12 protein-coding genes are annotated in these 18,002 nt (G+C 50.0%); 6 read left to right on the forward strand and 6 right to left on the reverse strand.

All coding sequences use genetic code 11. The annotated features are described in order from the left end of the window. Positions 1-35: 35 nt before the first annotated feature. Complete coding sequence (gene pepN, locus FCN78_RS06740) at positions 36-2,645, reverse strand: aminopeptidase N (protein WP_077658640.1); 2,610 nt, start codon at positions 2,643-2,645, stop codon at positions 36-38. Positions 2,646-2,923: 278 nt separating this feature from the next. Here pepN and pncB point away from each other — a divergent pair, with 278 nt between their 5' ends. Continuing rightward, positions 2,924-4,096, forward strand: a complete 1,173-nt coding sequence (gene pncB, locus FCN78_RS06745; protein ID WP_077658641.1) for a nicotinate phosphoribosyltransferase — start codon at positions 2,924-2,926, stop codon at positions 4,094-4,096. A gap of 97 nt (positions 4,097-4,193) precedes the next feature. Here pncB and FCN78_RS06750 read toward each other — a convergent pair whose 3' ends face one another. The 4 genes from FCN78_RS06750 to FCN78_RS06765 form a co-directional block, all read right to left on the reverse strand. Beyond that, on the reverse strand, positions 4,194-4,844 hold the full coding sequence (locus FCN78_RS06750) for a hypothetical protein (RefSeq protein ID WP_077458720.1): 651 nt from the start codon (positions 4,842-4,844) through the stop codon (positions 4,194-4,196). Between the two features lie 188 nt (positions 4,845-5,032). After that, positions 5,033-7,042 carry a carboxy terminal-processing peptidase gene (gene prc / locus FCN78_RS06755; RefSeq protein WP_077648846.1) on the reverse strand — a complete coding sequence of 670 codons (2,010 nt, stop codon included), beginning with the start codon at positions 7,040-7,042 and terminating at the stop codon, positions 5,033-5,035. A gap of 17 nt (positions 7,043-7,059) precedes the next feature. Continuing rightward, positions 7,060-7,716 (reverse strand): RNA chaperone ProQ, encoded by a 657-nt coding sequence (proQ, locus tag FCN78_RS06760; protein ID WP_077658642.1) that lies wholly within the window; start codon positions 7,714-7,716, stop codon positions 7,060-7,062. A gap of 114 nt (positions 7,717-7,830) precedes the next feature. Next, entirely contained in the window at positions 7,831-8,289 is a 459-nt protein-coding gene (locus FCN78_RS06765) for a GAF domain-containing protein (protein ID WP_077458723.1), read from the reverse strand. A 76-nt stretch (positions 8,290-8,365) separates the two neighbouring features. Here FCN78_RS06765 and FCN78_RS06770 point away from each other — a divergent pair, with 76 nt between their 5' ends. Genes FCN78_RS06770 through FCN78_RS06780 form a run of 3 tightly spaced genes read left to right on the forward strand, consistent with a single transcriptional unit; the run spans position 8,366 to position 14,021 of the window. Beyond that, complete coding sequence (locus FCN78_RS06770) at positions 8,366-10,165, forward strand: ABC transporter ATP-binding protein (protein WP_069362428.1); 1,800 nt, start codon at positions 8,366-8,368, stop codon at positions 10,163-10,165. A gap of 3 nt (positions 10,166-10,168) precedes the next feature. Continuing rightward, positions 10,169-11,422 carry a paraquat-inducible protein A gene (locus FCN78_RS06775; RefSeq protein ID WP_077658643.1) on the forward strand — a complete coding sequence of 418 codons (1,254 nt, stop codon included), beginning with the start codon at positions 10,169-10,171 and terminating at the stop codon, positions 11,420-11,422. Next, positions 11,385-14,021, forward strand: coding sequence for a PqiB family protein (locus tag FCN78_RS06780; protein WP_077658644.1), 2,637 nt, complete (start codon positions 11,385-11,387; stop codon positions 14,019-14,021). The genes FCN78_RS06775 and FCN78_RS06780 overlap by 38 nt, the downstream gene beginning before the upstream one ends. Positions 14,022-14,263: 242 nt before the next feature. On the opposite strand, the gene FCN78_RS06785 is transcribed toward FCN78_RS06780, so the two are convergent. Beyond that, entirely contained in the window at positions 14,264-15,097 is an 834-nt protein-coding gene (locus FCN78_RS06785) for a CvfB family protein (protein ID WP_077486276.1), read from the reverse strand. A gap of 182 nt (positions 15,098-15,279) precedes the next feature. On the opposite strand from FCN78_RS06785, the gene FCN78_RS06790 reads away from it, so the two are divergent. Both FCN78_RS06790 and FCN78_RS06795 read left to right on the forward strand, forming a co-directional pair. Continuing rightward, entirely contained in the window at positions 15,280-16,749 is a 1,470-nt protein-coding gene (locus tag FCN78_RS06790) for a protein adenylyltransferase SelO (protein ID WP_077658775.1), read from the forward strand. 169 nt (positions 16,750-16,918) lie between these two features. Beyond that, positions 16,919-17,974 (forward strand): 3-deoxy-7-phosphoheptulonate synthase, encoded by a 1,056-nt coding sequence (locus tag FCN78_RS06795; RefSeq protein ID WP_069362432.1) that lies wholly within the window; start codon positions 16,919-16,921, stop codon positions 17,972-17,974. Positions 17,975-18,002 lie beyond the last annotated feature (28 nt).

Below are 18,002 nucleotides of genomic sequence, written 5' to 3' on the forward strand. Positions count from 1 at the left end.
GTTAACGCTTGGCTGATTTTATCCCAAATCGTTTCTTACTGCTCAAGTGTTTTTTCTACTTTTTCATAAAGATCCGCTGCTAAGTTATCCATATCGGCCAACTCTTGCAATATCTGGCGCATTTGCTGCTGGCGATCGCGATCGTAATGGGCAAGCTTGAGCATAGGATCAATCAATCGAGACGCCACCTGTGGGTTAGATTGGTTGAGTATCACTAAGATCTCTTTCAAAAACCGATAGCCGCTACCGTCTTTAGCGTGGAAACGCGCAGGGTTTCGGTTGCAAAAAGCGCCCACTAAGCTGCGAACACGGTTGGGGTTTTTAAGGGTAAAGGCCGGATGGTCCATTTGCACTCTAACTTGGTCAAGCGCATTGTCTGCTGGGTTTGCCCCTTGCAGCATAAACCATTTGTCCATTACTAGCCCATCATGCTGCCATTTATCACTGAAATCTTTCATCAGTGGTTCACGGCACGGCAATTGCGCATTGTTGGCAGCATTCAATGCTGCCATGGTGTCGGTCATATTATTCGCAGCATGGTAATGACGCTCAACATGCGTATTGCCGTTTTCCGTATGGGCGAGATAGCCCAAACAGGTATTGCGCAACGCGCGCTCACCGATAGCTTTATGAGTGATCTGATATTCAGGCTGCGCATACTGGCGGTATACCGCATCAAACTCATCAACCATATGATCGGCAAACTGCTGCTTGAACGCCGCCATCACCTGGTGAATAGCATCAACGTCAACGGTATCAAACCACCCTGCCACTTCGGTTTCACTTGGAAGATTAAGTACTTCTGCAATCAAAGCCGGATCCGTGTTGTCACTAAGGAGTACGCCACGGAACGCATCAATCACAGACAGAGGCACATCAATAGGCTGCTCGTTCTGTACCCGTGCGACGTTCGCTTTAATATGCTTAGCCAGTAGGCTCTGACCCGCATCCCACCGCGCAAAGTCATTACGCGCATGTTGCAATAAGAAGGCTAATTCATCATCTTGATAATCATGATCAAGCTTCACCGGCGCCGAGAACTCGCGCAGTAGTGATAGCACAGGTTGCTCGTCCACCTCATCAAAAATAAAGGTTTGCTCTGTCTCCGTTACCGCGAGCACATTGGAGACGCTCTCACCGTGACGCTGTAACTTAATCACACTGCCATCACGACGATACAGCTCGATATCCAATGGGATGTAAAGCGGCAACTTCTCCTGTTGATCCGCCGTTGGCGGGGTGTGCTGAGAAACATGCAGTGCTAATTGTTTGCTATCAGGATCATACGTCGACGACACGCTGAGCACTGGCGTTCCCGACTGGCTATACCAACGACGGAACTGGGTCAAATCAATCCCAGAGGCATCCTCCATCGCTTGAACAAAATCATCACAGGTTGCCGCGGTACCATCATGGCGCTCAAAGTAAAGCTTAACCCCTTTTTGGAAGCCTGCTTCACCCAAAATAGTATGCATCATGCGGATAACTTCGCTGCCCTTCTCATACACCGTCAGGGTGTAAAAGTTATTCATCTCGATCACCTTCTCTGGCCGAATCGGATGAGACATGGGGCTGGCATCTTCAGCAAACTGCGGGCCACGCATAATACGTGCGTTATTGATACGATTAACCGAGCGCGAGCCTAAATCTGACGAAAACTCTTGGTCTCGGAATACCGTTAGCCCTTCTTTGAGGCTCAGTTGGAACCAATCACGGCATGTCACTCGGTTCCCCGTCCAGTTATGGAAGTACTCATGGCCAATGACCGCTTCGATGCCAAGATAATCGGTATCGGTGGCGGTTTCTGCGTTTGCCAATACGTACTTGGAGTTAAAGATATTTAAGCCTTTATTCTCCATGGCGCCCATGTTGAAGAAGTCAACGGCGACGATCATGTAGATGTCTAGATCGTATTCAAGATCAAAGCGATCCTCGTCCCATTTCATTGCGTTTTTGAGTGAAGTCATTGCGTGATCGGCACGATCCAAGTTGCCTTTATCAACAAAAATCTCCAACGCCACATCTCGGCCAGATCGTGTGACAAACGTATCGCGTAACACATCAAAATCGCCACCAACCAGCGCAAATAGGTAGCTGGGCTTGGCGTAAGGGTCATGCCATTCCACCCAGTGGCGGTCACCTTCCAATTCACCCGACGCGATCTTATTACCATTACTGAGTAAGTACGGATAATTTGCTTTATCCGCAATCACCTTGGTGGTAAAGCGCGCTAACACATCGGGACGGTCGAGATAATAAGTGATTCGGCGAAACCCTTCCGCTTCACACTGGGTGCAGTACGCCCCGCCTGAGATATAGAGCCCCTCTAAAGCAGTATTGTTTTCCGGGTCAAGCTGAGTTTGTACGGTTAACGTAAACGCTTCAGGAACGTCTCGGATAATCAATTTACCCGCTTCTTCACTATAAGCCGTCCAAGGGTCGCCGTTGATGTCTAGGCGCACTAACGTCAATGCGTCACCGTCTAGTTCGAGATCCGTCGCGTCATTATTCAGGCGTTTTACCTGACTGACGGCAGTGACCAGGGTGTTGTTCGGATGGAGATCAAACTCAAGATTGATGTCCGTAATAGTGAAATCCGGTGCACGGTAATCATCACGGTATTTGGCGGTGGGTTGTTGAGACATGTCGTTTCCTTTTTATCGAGTGTACCTCAGCCAACGAACTGTATTCATTCGCCCAAGGGCGATTTTGCATGCCATACCTTACCGCGGCTTGGCATCGATGACTATAGATTTAACAGTTTGTTATCAAATGTTTGCGTTTACATTCAATAAATGCCGCATAATGTCAACGAAGCCTGCCAATCCCAACGGAAATATAATGTGACGACGGTTAAATTTTATAAAAATTGCGGTACTATGACGCTCATTTCGTTTTGTAACCCGTAAGGCGTTCACCACGCATGCACAATCCGATCATTACATCACTTTTGGATACTGATGCTTATAAAATCAATATGCAGCAAGCAGTATTCCATCATTATCCTGATGTCCACGTTACCGCTGACTTTTACTGCCGCAGTGATGAAGACCTCTCCTACCTATGTGAACAGGTGGTGGATCATGTCCACCATCTCGCGACATTACGGTTTCGTGAAGACGAGCTCAGCTATCTGGACTCGCTAGGTCTGTATCAAGCAGACTTTCTCGCCTTTTTGTCAGGTTTTCAATTCGATCCTGACCAGGTCACTGTCGGTATCGAAGACGGTCAATTGGCGATTCATATCGCCGGCCCCTGGCACGAGGTGATTCTCTGGGAAGTACCCCTACTGGCGATTATTTGTGAGTTGAGAAATCGCGCCTGCTACCCTCATCACACGGTCAATGACGCGCTCACGCGTCTTGATGATAAACTTGCACATCTACCCAAAGATGGCTTTGCGGATGGGTTTCAGCTGGTGGACTTTGGCACACGACGACGGTTTTCACGCGAGGTGCACCAAGCGGTAGTGACACGACTGCACGACGTCTATCCGCCTTTAAAAGGCACCTCTAACGTGTGGCTAGCGAAACAGCTAGGGCTCCCGCCTGTCGGCACCCAAGCACATGAGTGGTTTCAGGCCCATCAGCAGCTTGCCGGCCAGTTAGCTGACTCTCAGCAGCTTGCGTTACAAGTCTGGCTACAAGAATATCCCGATAGCCTCGGGATAGCGTTAACCGATTGCATCAACATGGATGCCTTTTTACAGGACTTTGATCGTTCACTTTGCCATGCCTTTAGCGGCTTACGTCATGACAGTGGTAACCCGATTGCGTGGGGTGAAAAGGCGATCGCGCATTATCGGGAGCATGGCATTGATCCCAAAGATAAGACGCTGGTCTTCTCCGATAGCCTCACGCTGGCGAAGGCTGTGCACATCTATCAATACTTTGCCGACAAAGCCACGACCTCATTTGGTATTGGCACGCAGTTGACCTGTGATCTGCCCAATGTGAAAACCCTGAATGTGGTGATCAAACTTACCACCTGCCAAGGGAAACCTGTCGCCAAAATTTCTGATGAACCTAACAAAGCCATTTGTAAAGATGAGGCGCACCTCTCTGCACTAAAAGCCGCGTTCAAGTTACCGGACTAAACCGTTGTCGGACGAGACGCTTCACACCTACAGAGAGGGCCGGTTAATTACCGGCCCTTTTTAATCTCGACTTCTTCTACTGATATAGCCACCACCGCTAACGTTGGCGTTGTAACACCGCCTCCATACCAAACACCTCATTGGTTAAGCGTAAGGTATCTGAGGCGAGTTGGTACTGGGATGAATGGCGTCCTTGTTCATAAATAAGCATCAGGTTGTCACCTTCAACCAAATACACCCCGCGGTGAGTAATGGAGCGGCCATCGTTGCCACGCACCTGCATCGCGAAGAGAAAGTCTGGGCGAAGTTTCAGCGACACACCATCCACCGCTTCACTCACATCTTCCCCTTCAATACGGTTTGAACGCCATACACCGGAGAGATCCTCCGGCAGCAGTTTGGTAAAAACCGCCCCCTGAAGCTGCAACTGGTTATGATTCAACTGGTAGGCATGCACTTGATCCGCCCCCTGCCCATCGTACAACCGTAATGCTTGATGGTTCACCGTATATCTGCCGGCCGCCGTTTCAAGTTGCCCATCACGACGCAGCATATCAATACGAAATTCATAATGAGAATTAAACGAAAGGTTAATGGCTTTATAAGGATGACGAGCCTCTGACTCTTCCTCAGCACTAAACCAATACCATTGACCAAGCAGTAACGGGACGTCAAATCGCGCTAAGTCGTCACCGCGTACTGGCAACGCCATCACTAAGGCCACAAAAGCACCCAATAAGCAACGCATACCTTCCCCCTTATTGGCAGTGATGCCCTACCAATAAGGTTAGACGGACTTCTCAGTTTTATGCAGTTTTTTGAGCAAGATCTCGTTTCATGTTGAGTGACACCGTCTCGTCGTCACCATAATGTCATAAAAAAAGCCTAGGCGAATGGCCTAGGCTTGGGGGGACTCGGACAATGCCAACCTGCTACCTAACGGTTGGCAGAAAGAAGATTAGCCAAATCTTTTGTGATGCTCGCGGCTTCATCTAAGTATGCATCTGGCTCTTCGTAGTCTTTAGGCACATCATCGAGCGTTTTAAAGGGGGGCTCACCCAATGCTTCCTGGCGCGTATTCAACCGCGCCAAACGCGCTTCGTCTTCCCGATCCATGTCTTTGCGACGTTTTTGTTCGTTCAAAGAAATCGTATTTTTATCTTTCTCTTCTTGGTAACGCGCAATATCTTGGCGAATGAAGTCGAATTCACGATCATCTTTGATCCGCGCTTTGTGCCTTTCGCCCAGCGTGCTTACCAGCGACGAAGGCAGCGATCTTGGTTGATAATCTGCTTTTTCAATCCGATCCCAAGGAAGCGCATTCTCCTCGACACTCTCACCGGTTTCATCCGGTGTGACGGGAGAAGGAAAGACAATATCTGGCACCACACCTTTGTTCTGGGTACTGCCACCGCTAATCCGATAGAACTTCTGGATAGTGTATTGCACGTAACCCAGCGGTTTGTCGAACAAGTCATAAATATGGTTGAGCGAACGGTGCTGCTGTACGGTTCCTTTACCAAAAGATTGCTCACCAAGCACGACCGCGCGATCGTAGTCTTGCATTGCCGCGGCAAAGATCTCAGACGCTGACGCACTATAGCGATTGATTAATACCGTCATCGGCCCGTCGTAGAAACGTTTGCCGTCCGTATCACTGTTCACTTTCACTCGCCCATAGCTGTCTCTGACTTGTACAATGGGGCCTTTCTCAATAAACAAGCCACTGAGCGCAGTTGCTTCACTCAGTGCACCACCACCGTTATTGCGTAAGTCGACAACGATGCCGCTGATCCCCTTTTCTTTAAGATTGGCGATCTCTTTTTTGGTGTCATCGGCCAGCCCGACGTAAAACCCGGGGACCGTCAGTACGCCGATTTTTTCGTCACCACGCTCAATCACGTCAGATTTTACCGCGCGATCTTCTAGGCGTATTTTGTCACGGGTTAGAGTGACGTTGTAACTCTTAGCGTTAGCCCCTTCGGGCAAGATCTTGAGTTTCACCTCACTGCCTTTAGGGCCTTTAATCAGCTCGACCACATCGTCCAATCGCCAGCCAATCACATCAACAACCGCCTCGTCTTCTTGGCCCACGCCAATAATACGGTCGCCAGGTGAAAGCTGTTTGGACTTAGATGCCGGGCCACCGGCGACGAGGGAACGAATCACTGTGTATTCGTTTTTCACTTGTAACACCGCCCCTATTCCTTCGAGGGACAAGTTCATTTCCGACTGGAATTGCTCGGCATTACGTGGTGATAGGTAGCTGGTGTGTGGGTCAACTTCACGCGCAAAGGCATTCATGTAGACCTGAAACACATCTTCGCTGTGACTTTGGGTTAAACGCTTCAATGCGCTGTTATAACGCTTGCCCAAGGTCTCTCGGATTTCTTCATCCTCTTTCCCCGTCAAACGTAGGTTCAAAGCATCGTTTTTAACCCGTTTATCCCAAATGGCATCCAGTTCGGCTTCGTCAGCCGCCCAAGGCCGCTCCGTCCGATCTAGCACCATGCTTTCGTCAGCAGAGAAATCAAAGGGCTTGTCCAACACGCGCAGCGCGTACTGATAACGCTCAAAGCGTTTTTTCAGCACATGATTGTAAATCGCATAGGCTGCTTGTGTATCACCTTCTTTAAGCTGGTCATCTAAACGCGTTTTCCAGCGTGATAGACGTTCGACATCACCTTGGGTTAAAAACACACGGTTATAATCCAGTGTTTCCAAATAACGATCAAAAATCGCCGCTGAGAAGGCATCGTCGAGCGCGAACTGCTTATAGTGGGATCGAGTGAAACGAGAAGTTACACGCTTGGAAGCGGTTTCATGTTGGGGTTCAGCGGACAGTGAAGGGAGTTCACTGAGTTGAAAATTGGCTTCTACGGCCTGGGCAGAGGCTGCCAGCATCAAGCTGGCAGCGATAGCCGAAACGCGGCGTCGACAAAACATGCGTCGAGGAGTCTCCTTTAGGCGCTGAGGTGCTCCGCTTTTACTAACATGGTTAACCCGTTAGTCAGGCGAACACGCACCTCATCCTTGTTAATTTCAACAATGGTCGCTGGCAGATTACCGTTGCCCATGTTCACATTCACGTCTTTACCTACGACAACGTCGTTGGCGTTGAGTTCGCGACGTGGCTCACTCTCTTTCTTAGTCATTTTAGCGGGCTTTGGTTTACTCGTACGGCCTTTCGCTGATTGCGCAGCCGCCTTTTTGCCTTTTGGTGCGGCTTTACCCGCATTTTTCGCCTGGCCTTCTGACTTTTTCGCTTGTTGCTGCTTACGACGCTCTGCCGCACGCGCTTTGCTTTCTGACAAGGTCTGCGCAGCATGGTCGATATGCTCTTGCTCAAGCTCGCCACACGCATTGCCATCAAGGTCAACGCGTGACGCCCCTGGTTTCACGCTGTGCAGATAACGCCAGGAAGACGTGTACTGACGAAGCGCAGCGCGCAATTGGGTTTTGCTTACCTTGGGATCGCCTTCAAGACGTGTCGCAAGATCTTGAAAAATACCAATTTTTAACGGCTTGGCTTCGCCTTCAACAGTAAAACATTTAGGGAAACGTTCAGCAATGTAGGCAATGACTTCTTTGCTGTTCGCGAGCTTTTCAGTATTTTCCATGTTTTTTCCTGGCCTGCTGCGAGAAACCACAGCAGCGTATCTACGTGTATTTAAGTATGAAAGTGGTGCGTATTATAGATACCTGATATGAAAAAACTACCAAGATTGGCGAAATCACAAGTGTTTTTGCATTTCTTTGACCAAAGTAGCCAGTCCATGTTCATCTTCTTGGTCAAAGCGACCGATACTTGGACTATCAATATCCAGTACTGCCTGTAATTGGCCATTGACCCGAACAGGCACCACAATTTCCGAGTTACTCGCCGCGTCACACGCGATATGTCCTTCAAAGGCGTGAACATCTTCTACTCGCATCACGGTATCTTGGCGATAGGCCGCCCCACATACCCCTTTGTCATAAGGGATGCGTACACAGGCTGGTTGGCCTTGAAACGGGCCGAGCACTAACTCTGCGCCTTCGTCGAGATAGAAACCCACCCAGTTAATATCTTCAAGCTGGCTATTGAGTAACGCACTTATATTCGCCAGTTTTGCAATAAGGTTGGGTTCCCCTTCACATAACGCAACCGCTTGTTGGGTTAACAAACGGTAAAAATCAGCTTTGTTTTCCATAAATCACTGCATCTCAAACAACAAGACCATTACAATAGAAATAATCCAAAGACTTTTCAATTGAGTAACCCTATTTATGATCACTTGGCGCTGGCTTCTTGACCAAGCTCGACCCCATCGCACTCGGCTTATTTGGGCCAATGTGGTAGCCATTGCGGCCACCTTGGTCAGTGTGCCTATTCCGTTACTCATGCCATTATTGGTCGATGAGGTATTGCTAGACAAGCCAGACTGGGGGCTTGCGGTACTCAACACCCTGCTCCCAACGAGCTGGCAGCATGCGGCCGTCTATATCGCCGCTGTGTTGGTGATTGTCGTGTTGATGCGTGTGATTAGCCAGGGACTCAATATTTTACAAAGCCGCCAGTTCACGCTCGTCGGCAAAGCGATTACCTACAAGATTCGCCAACACTTGATTGCCAAGCTCGGGCGGATCAGTATGCGTGAATACGAATTACGCGGGAGTGGCGGCCTTACCTCTCACCTTGTCACCGATGTCGAAACCATCGATAAGTTTATTGGTACCACACTAAGCAAGTTTATTATTGGTCTGTTGACGGTGACTGGCACCGCGGTTGTCCTACTTTGGATTGATTGGCGACTCGGTCTGTTCATCTTGCTAATTAATCCCATTGTCGTGGCATTAAGCCGCACCCTTGGCCAACGGGTTAAGCATCTTAAAACAGAAGAAAACCAATCTTTTGAGCGTTTCCAGCAACGTCTCGTGGATACGTTAGACGGCTTGTATCAACTTCGTGCCGCCAATCGAGAGCGTGAATATTTACGTCAACTTGACCACAGTGCCAGTGAAATTAAAGACAGTGCTGACAAGTATGCCTGGCAGTCAGAAGCCGCAGGACGTTTATCATTTTTGATGTTCTTGATCGGTTTTGAGCTGTTTCGCGCCGTGGCCATGGGCATGGTCTTTTTCAGCGATTTGTCGATTGGTCTGATGTTTGCGGTATTTGGCTATTTGTGGTTTATGCTCGGCCCGGTCCAAGAGCTGCTAGGGATCCAATTTGCTTGGTACAGTGCTAAAGCCGCAATGACACGTATTAATGAGGTTTTACAACTGGCCGAAGAGCCGCGTCGACCCGCGGGCATTGATCCCAGTCGTATCGCCACCCACGCACAGGGCTCGGGCTTAACGGTCGAAATTGATAACCTATGCTTCTCTTACGATGAGGATAAATCGGTACTCAATGGTTTAAGCATGGATATCCCTGCCGGCCAGCGTGTCGCATTAGTCGGTGCCAGTGGCGGCGGAAAATCAACCCTAATTCAGTTGCTGTTAGGACTATATCCGGTAGAACAAGGGGATATACGCTTTAACGGCCACTCGATTAATCATGTCGACATGGATGCCCTCCGTCATCAAATTGCCGTGGTATTGCAACAGCCTGTACTGTTTAATGATACGTTGAGAAATAACTTATGCTTGGGGCGTCATCTCGCTGACACCGCGCTTTGGCAAGCTATAGAGCACGCCCAATTGGGGGATGTGGTGACACAGCTCACCGACGGACTCGATACACCGCTTGGACGCCAAGGGATCCGTTTATCTGGCGGTCAGCGACAACGCGTGGCGATTGCACGCATGCTACTGAGTGACCCTAAACTGGTTATCTTGGATGAAGCCACGTCAGCGCTAGATACGGCCACTGAGCGCGCGCTGCACCAAGCAATGCAAACATTTTTGGCGGGACGGACAACCCTTATCGTTGCTCACCGTCTCTCGGCAGTTAAAGAAGCCGATCTGATTTATGTGTTGGATGAAGGGCAAGTGACCCAACAAGGCACGCACACAGAGCTTGTTAATGCGCCCGGGGTCTATCAAACCTTGTATGGGCCAATACAACAGGCGGCGGGAAAGTAGACCATGACACAATCACCAGACAAACCATGGGCGACGTCTCCACCTTTAACGAGGTGTTCGGGGTGCGATCTGGTGTTACAACCGTGCCAAACAGGCTCCGATCACCTAGCGATCTGTCCACGCTGCGCCACCAAGCTCGCACACGGACGGCGGCTCTCTTTTAATGGGGAAATAGCCTTAGCGCTGACGATTTTGGTGCTGTTTCTGCCCGCTCACCTTCTGCCACTCCTTTCCATCGATTTACTGGGAAAAACCATCACCACATCCGTGCTTACCGGTGCCGAGATACTTTGGTCTTCATTTCCATTTGTCGCCAGCCTCGTCATATTCTGTGCGTCATTCGCACCGCTTTTATTTACCTGTGCCTTATTGGTACTGCACCTCTCTCGACGCCGACAATCTATCCGATGGTTTCGTCCAGCGGTGCGCGTGATTGCGCACAGCCGCCACTGGGTGATGGCGGATGTTTTAATGGTTAGCTTAGCCATCGCCTGTTTTAAAATCCAAGATTATGCCACCCTGCACTTTTCCGTAGGGCTTGCCTGCTATGCAACGATACAAATCTTGCTATCGGTTTTACTGGTGCGGGTCAACACGCAAAGATATTGGGATGCGTTTACACAACCAACGCCGCTGCCCAATCATACGCCACTGATGCGCTGCGACCACTGTGGGCTGACTCAAACCGTCAAGCAAGACACTCGATGTCACCGATGCCACCAAGTGCTTCATCCTCGTCTGATACGTAGCGAACAAAAAACCTGGGCCTGTTTGATCACCGCTACCATTTTTCTGTTTCCGGCCAACCTATTCCCAATCTCCATTTTGTTCTCCAACGGCATTCGACTTGAAGACACCATTTTTTCTGGGGTCGCGAGTCTGATTAATAATGGGATGCCAGGCATCGCTGCGATCATTTTTACTGCCAGTATCGTCGTGCCCGTTGCAAAGATACTAGGGCTAAGTTTGATATTAATAAGCTTACGGTGCACCACCGCCATCACACCACGTCAACATATGTGGCTATACCGAGGCGTGAAATGGATTGGAAAGTGGTCGATGATGGATTTATTCGTGATTGCGTTTATGGTCGCCTTAGTCGATCGTGGTCGCATTATGGACTTTATGCCTGGACCGGGTGCCATTGCATTCGGCTTGGTCGTGGTATTAACCATGCTTGCTACTGAATTTCTGGATACGCGTTTGATATGGGATCATCATGAGCGACAAACAAGACATACCCTCACCGATCGTTAAAAGCAGCTATGGCTTGTCTCCTCTATGGATACTGCCTGTATTGGCCTTATTGATGGCCGCTTGGCTGCTATTTCAATCCATCAGTGAAGCGGGGCAGCGGATTCAAATTGTGTTTAGCGATGCGCAAGGGTTAGAAGCTGGCCAAACCACGATCCGTTACCAAGGATTAGAAGTGGGGAAGGTGCGCAATATCACACTCGCGGATGACTTGGACGGCATTTATGTTGATGCCAATATCTATCCAGAAGCAACAAAACTGCTCACCAGTGGCACCGAGTTCTGGCTAGTGAAGCCACGCGCCTCAATCACTGGCATCAGCGGCCTCGAAACCTTGGTCTCAGGCAACTATATTGCCTTACAACCGGGTAGCGGCGATCCCAGCCTATCCTTTGTTGCGCGTGACGAACCACCGACAGACATCGCCGAAAAAGCTGGCACAACGGTCAAGCTACACGCACCGACATTAGGATCACTCAATGTCGGTTCGCCGATTTACTATCGGAAAATTCGTGTCGGCGAAATCTACAGTTACCGGCTCGATCAAGATGCGCAAGGGGTGACGCTCTCCGCGTTAATTGAGCCGCCATTCTCGCATTTACTCAAACAAGACTCACGCTTTTGGTCGATCAGTGGTGTAACAGCCAATGTTGATGTGTCTGGTGTTGACGTGCAGCTCGAGAGTGTGGCGAGCTTGATTGCCGGTGGCATTGCATTCGACTCCCCGAAAACAAGCCCAACACTTGAAGAAGGTCGCCCTTTCCAGCTTTATCAAAGCCTTTCACAGGCTGCACGCGGTCAATCGATACAAATAGCGCTCCCTGAACAACATGGACTGCCCGGCTCGGGAACGAAGATCACCTATCAAGGGTTAGAAATCGGTGAAATTACCCATATTGACATCGAAGCACAGCAACAGCAGCCTGTCGCGACCGCGCACATTGACCCCAGCATGACCTGGCTTCTCAACCAAGACACCTATTTTCAGATAGAACAGCCACAAATTGGTTTTGATGGACTAAAGAACCTGGGGAATTTAGTCCTCGGCAACTACTTGGCGATCCAGCCTGGTTCGGCAGATGCTGATCCCGCGATGCCTGACGATATCTTTACTGCCCGCACTTGGCACCAACAGCAAAAGCAACTGGCCAATGCCCTCACGGTCACCTTAACCGCAGACGATGCCTACGGCTTAACTCCCCACACCAAAGTATTACATCGTGGCATTCAAGTGGGTTTTATCGACCGTGTCGGGCTTAACGAAAGTGACACTGTCACTTTGAAGCTGCTCATTTACCCAGAATACCGCCATTTGGTGAAGCAACAATCGCAGTTTTTTATTCTCGGTGGGATCACTGGCGAGTTCAGTGGTGATGGTCTCAATGTGGTCGTACCGGCGATGGAGCAAATTGCCGATCCGGCTTTAAGCTTTACCAGTGAAGGGGCAAAAGGCGTTAAGAAGACGTATCCACTCTACACCTCCCCTATCCAAGCGAAGCACGCCAAGCAAGATGCCCGCGGTGAAACACGCTTTACCTTAGTGGCGAGTCGTATGCCCGGTGTGAGCGAAGGCAGCCCGGTGATGTACCGTAACTTTGTGGTCGGCCACGTCGAAGGGTATCAGCTGAACGGCAACAGTGTGTCTATCGCCATCGCGGTGAATAATCGCTATAAGCATCTGATTAATCCGCAAACCGTATTTTGGAATCAATCTGGGCTGGATATCAAAGCTAACCTCAGCGGCGTCGAAATTAATACAGGCTCGTTGCGGTCACTGGTTAACGGCGGTATCGCGTTCGGCACCATGCCTGGCATCAGTAATCAACGAAACGGCGATTGGAAGCTTTATCCCTCAAAGCAAGACGCCGCCCAATACGGTGTTGATATCAGGCTAACGGTTGACCAGGCCAACGGGGTGAAAGTGGGCAGTGCTATCCGCTATCAAGGGGTCGATGTTGGCGAAGTGATCACCTTAAGCCCCAACTTCGACCAAGATAACGTGACCATTCAGGCTCGCCTCTATCCGGAATACAAAACGGCGCTTGCGCGAAGCGGCAGCTATTTTTGGCTGACTCAACCTGTCCTCAGCCTCACTAAAACAGAGAACTTGGACTCGTTATTTGGCACCTATATCTCCGTGGTGCCCGGAGACGGCGACTTCACCCAACAATTCATCCTCCATGACTCGCCCAAATATCCAAAAGGGCTGACACTCATCCTGGAGAGTGACGCTCGCCACTCTATCGCCCCTGGCACACCCGTGTTACATCGCGATATAGAAGTGGGTATCGTCTCTAGCGTTAAATTAGGCGAGCTATCTGACCGAGTCATTTTCGAGCTACAAGTCGCGCCCCAGTATGCGCACCTGGTTCGTAAAAACACGGTATTTTGGAACGAGTCCGGGGTCGATGTATCCATCGGCCTGACAGGGGCGGATCTAAAAAGTGGCACCATTGATAGTTTGCTGAAAGGCGGTATTGCTTTCTCAACTCCAGACGATCAACCTTTGCAGCCGGTGGCCAATAATCATCGCCATTTCTTGTTGCACAGTGAGAGCAAAAAAGTATGGCGAGAATGGCGAACCGCTATTCCAACACCATAAACGCCGTACAAAGTGACCATCGATAGGCGCTTTAACAGCAAATCAGGGACCTTGGCTTACTCGCTAGGCCCCTGATAATACTGTTTATTCCACAAAGTCGTGTCACAAACTGGCAAGCCGTTATTGATAGACTACACTTTAGTAATCACAACCTAAATATTGGCATATGGCTCTTTGAGCCTTTTCCCTGAACCCGGAACAGGACGTTCCGGGTATTTTTTTACGCTTAGAAAGTGACACCGTCACTTGTTCAGGTAAATCCCGTCCGCTTCGATACGAATTTTACGTTGCTTGTAAAGTCCGCCCAACGTCTTTTTAAACGTGGCCTTGCTGGTACGAAAGAGAGAAAAAATAGCGTCCGGCGAGCTCTTATCATTGAGTGGTAGAAAGCCCCCTTTGCTCTCAAGCGTTTTCATCACTTTGTCACTCAGATCATCAACCCGCGCCTTGCCGTGCTTTTGTAGGGCAAGATCGATTTTGCCGTCCTCACGCACGGTTTTTACAAAGGCACTGAGCTTTTTACCGATAAACAGCTTCCCGAACGCTTCAGCGCGATAAATAAGCCCCCAGTACTGATTATTCACCACGCACTTAAAGCCGAGATCAGTGATATCCGTAATGATGACCGACACTTTGTCACCCGCTTTTAAACGCGGCTTTTCGTCGCTGATAAACTTGTTGAATTTGCGGCTAGCGACGATACGGCCCGAGGCTTTATCCGTGTATACGCGAACCACATAAGGCTTACCCTCTTCCATGCGCGTACGTTGCTCGCTAAAGGGCACTAATAAATCTTTGCTTAACCCCCAGTCGACAAACGCCCCGACCGAATTCACGCCAACACAGCGCAACGATGCAAACTCGCCCACTTGCACATACGGCGTTTCAGTGGTGGCAATAATGTCATCTTCGGAGTCAAAATAGATGAACACATTAAGCTCGTCGCCGATATGGGTATCCTCCGGGACGTACCGAGTTGGCAGCAAAATATTGCCGAACTCATCACCATCAAGAAACACGCCGAAGTCTGCCTGCTTCACTACCGTCAATGTGTTGTATTGGCCTAGTTTAATCATTGTCTCAGTGCTGTAAAAAATAATGCCTGTGAGTATACGCAATTTGTCCTTCAGATGTGGAAGAAATGCGTTGTGGGTGAGGAAAAAAACACCAAACCATGCCAGCTAATATCCCTACATTCTATCTCTTGTTAGCCACCGCTAAGCTGTTAGGCTTACACCATAAAACCAAGGGGGAAGATATGGCAGTATTTGATGGTGAACACATTCGGTTTAGCTTTAGCCAGCTAGGCAGTGCTTTTGGCAATGCAGTGAAACCCACTCCCCTCGACAATGGCCGGCTTCTAACATACAACGCCGCACTGGCTGATGAGCTTGGATTAACGACGGCAGACATTCACAGTGAAAGCTTTCGAGCGATTCTGTCTGCGGAGGCGCCGCTTGCGGGCCGCCAACCCTTTGCAATGAAATACACAGGGCACCAATTTGGTCAATATAACCCTGAACTCGGTGATGGCCGTGGGGTGTTATTGGGGGAGTGGCGTGATGATAAAGGCACACTCTGGGATTGGCATTTGAAAGGGGCGGGAAAAACCCCCTATAGCCGCCACGGCGATGGTCGAGCGGTGTTGCGTTCGACACTCCGTGAGTATCTCGCTAGCGCCGCCATGAGGGGGCTCAACATCCCCACCACACAAGCATTAGCCATGGCCACCAGCGATACCCCGGTGATGCGCGAACGTATCGAGACCGCCGCAACGCTGCTTCGCGTTACCGAGAGCCACGTGCGTTTTGGCCACTTTGAGTACTTATTTTACAGCCGACAGCACGATGCGCTGCGCACTCTCGCTGATTATGTCATTGCACGCCACTTCCCTGAGCTTGCCGAGGCCGAGACGCCCTATGCCGCATTGCTACAGGAAATTGTCGAACGCACGGCAGAAATGATTGCCCAGTGGCAGGCAGTCGGCTTTAATCACGGGGTGATGAATACCGACAATATGTCGATTTTAGGCCAGACCTTCGATTATGGCCCCTATGCTTTTTTGGATGATTTCAATCCGAGTAATATTTGTAACCACACTGATTACACCGGGCGATATGCCTTTAATCAGCAACCGGCTATTGCGCTATGGAACCTCTCTGCGCTTGGCTACGCCTTTACGCCGCTGCTTGAAAGTGACGTGATTAACGACATTCTCGGCGGTTACGAGCATCACCTCCAAGTTGCTTATAGTCAGGTAATGCGCAATAAACTCGGGATCTCCGATGCCCAGCAAGGAGACAGTGAGTTGTTCAATGCCCTCTTTTCGTTGCTCGAGTCTCAACGTGTCGATTATACCCTGTTCTTTCATAGACTCAGCCACATCACACAAGATGCGTTATTAAGCGCAAAGACACTCAGCCAGTTTAACGACCTCGTATCAGATGCTGACACATTAACGGCTTGGTTAAGCGAGTACCACCAACGGGTAGCGGCACATGACGACAACACTCGCCTCACTTGCATGCAGGCCACCAACCCTAAATTTGTTTTACGTAATTATTTGGCCCAACAAGCAATCGAGGCGGCAGAACAAGGCGACATGCAGCCAACGCACGATTTAATGCGTGTTCTGGCTGACCCCTTTCGATCACACAGCGGCCTCGACCATCTTTCCCAACGCCCCAATGATGATGAGAAAGATTTGACGCTAAGCTGCTCATCCTAAAACATTGTGCGCCTCCGCCATTTATTTGGCCGAGGCGCACGCTGCCCAGCCAAGAGGGCATTCTAATAAGAAAAATCCAACAGATGTCACATTGATGCTTTCATGGGCGGCGTTTTTTGCTATCTTACTGGCTTCGCAACAGAATAAGATGTGAGGAAGGCTGTCCTCTATGCCCCTGAAAACCGATGAGCTTCGAACACGCGTGGTCGATACCATGCCCACGCCCGCAGAGGTGGAAGCTGCCCACCCCATCAGCGACAGTGTTGCTCACCATATCACCGCCGCTCGACAGGCGATCAGTCGCATTCTAAATGGCGACGATCAGCGGCTTCTCGTGATTGTTGGGCCCTGCTCCGTCCATGATCCCGATGCGGCCCGTGATTATGCGGAAAAACTTAAAACCCTAGCGGACAAATACACCGATCAATTATTGGTGGTGATGCGCACCTATTTTGAGAAACCACGTACTGTGGTTGGTTGGAAAGGTCTCATCAATGACCCGCACCTTGACGGTAGCGGAGACATACGTGCAGGGCTATTCACCGCACGAGAGCTACTGTTAGATATCAACAAAATGGGTCTCCCGACCGCCACTGAATTCCTAGACATGATCACGGGTCAGTACATTGCCGACTTGATCAGCTGGGGCGCGATTGGTGCCCGTACCACGGAGTCACAAATCCATCGCGAGATGGCCTCTGCGCTATCGAGCCCGGTAGGATTTAAAAATGGCACTGACGGTAACATCCGTATTGCGGTCGATGCCATTCGCGCAAGCAGAGAGTCACACCTTTTCTGCTCGCCCGATAAAAATGGCAGCATGACCATTTATCGCACCGCAGGCAACCCAGATGGGCATGTCATTTTGCGAGGCGGTCATCAACCGAACTATGGCGCCGACGATGTGAAAGCCGCTGCGCAAACGCTGAGCGATTTCAAATTGCCTCGCAAGCTTGTGATAGACTTCAGCCACGGTAACTGCCAAAAACAGCATCGCCGCCAACTGGATGTGTGTGCCGATGTGGCTGAACAGATCCGTCATGGCGAACAAGCGATTGCTGGCATCATGGCTGAGAGCTTCTTACAAGAAGGTAATCAAGCCATGGGTAACGTCCAATCACGTGTTTATGGCCAGTCGATCACTGACCCCTGTCTGGGTTGGGCCGATACCGAGCGCTTGCTTGCACAACTGGCTGATGCCGTCGCGGCGCGCAACAACTCATAATGACTGACGATTTATCGGCGTGACTGAC

This window comes from Salinivibrio kushneri (genome assembly GCF_005280275.1).
Lineage (GTDB): Bacteria > Pseudomonadota > Gammaproteobacteria > Enterobacterales > Vibrionaceae > Salinivibrio > Salinivibrio kushneri.

Coding starts and splice junctions, on each gene's coding strand:
- pepN (WP_077658640.1), bottom strand. CDS start 2,645: ATGTCTCAACAACCCACCGCCAAATACCGTGATGATTACCGTGCACCG.
- pncB (WP_077658641.1), top strand. CDS start 2,924: ATGCACAATCCGATCATTACATCACTTTTGGATACTGATGCTTATAAA.
- FCN78_RS06750 (WP_077458720.1), bottom strand. CDS start 4,844: ATGCGTTGCTTATTGGGTGCTTTTGTGGCCTTAGTGATGGCGTTGCCA.
- prc (WP_077648846.1), bottom strand. CDS start 7,042: ATGTTTTGTCGACGCCGCGTTTCGGCTATCGCTGCCAGCTTGATGCTG.
- proQ (WP_077658642.1), bottom strand. CDS start 7,716: ATGGAAAATACTGAAAAGCTCGCGAACAGCAAAGAAGTCATTGCCTAC.
- FCN78_RS06765 (WP_077458723.1), bottom strand. CDS start 8,289: ATGGAAAACAAAGCTGATTTTTACCGTTTGTTAACCCAACAAGCGGTT.
- FCN78_RS06770 (WP_069362428.1), top strand. CDS start 8,366: ATGATCACTTGGCGCTGGCTTCTTGACCAAGCTCGACCCCATCGCACT.
- FCN78_RS06775 (WP_077658643.1), top strand. CDS start 10,169: ATGACACAATCACCAGACAAACCATGGGCGACGTCTCCACCTTTAACG.
- FCN78_RS06780 (WP_077658644.1), top strand. CDS start 11,385: ATGAGCGACAAACAAGACATACCCTCACCGATCGTTAAAAGCAGCTAT.
- FCN78_RS06785 (WP_077486276.1), bottom strand. CDS start 15,097: ATGATTAAACTAGGCCAATACAACACATTGACGGTAGTGAAGCAGGCA.
- FCN78_RS06790 (WP_077658775.1), top strand. CDS start 15,280: ATGGCAGTATTTGATGGTGAACACATTCGGTTTAGCTTTAGCCAGCTA.
- FCN78_RS06795 (WP_069362432.1), top strand. CDS start 16,919: ATGCCCCTGAAAACCGATGAGCTTCGAACACGCGTGGTCGATACCATG.